Origin of the sequence: Psychrobacter sp. TB55-MNA-CIBAN-0194 (assembly GCF_040309505.1) — a bacterium.
In the GTDB taxonomy this organism is placed as follows: domain Bacteria; phylum Pseudomonadota; class Gammaproteobacteria; order Pseudomonadales; family Moraxellaceae; genus Psychrobacter; species Psychrobacter fozii.
On the sequence record NZ_JBEOOW010000282.1, the window covers coordinates 1 to 272 of the forward strand.

1 pseudogene is annotated in these 272 nt (G+C 47.8%); it reads right to left on the minus strand.

From position 1 onward, the window contains the following. Positions 1-272: pseudogene (locus AAEY75_RS15170) on the minus strand (HK97-gp10 family putative phage morphogenesis protein); the annotation flags it as partial.

Consider the following 272-nt stretch of genomic DNA (forward strand, 5'->3'; position numbering starts at 1 on the left):
GTCCTATTCGGTTCGCACGTCTGTTGTCTGCATTAGTGCCATAATTTTTTGCGCCGCCTTTTACGCCGACCTTCATCACGACATTATCAACACCCTTGGTTTTACCAGCCTTGGTAACAATGTTTTTCCAAATCTTTTCGGGGCTGTCTTTGTCATCAAACGCTTTGGCATTGACCACAGCCGCCTTTTTAACGATGTTCATTGCTTTGCGTGATGAGCGAACAGCAGCGTTCTTGGCCTTACGTTGATTGCCCAGCTGACGTAGCTTGGCC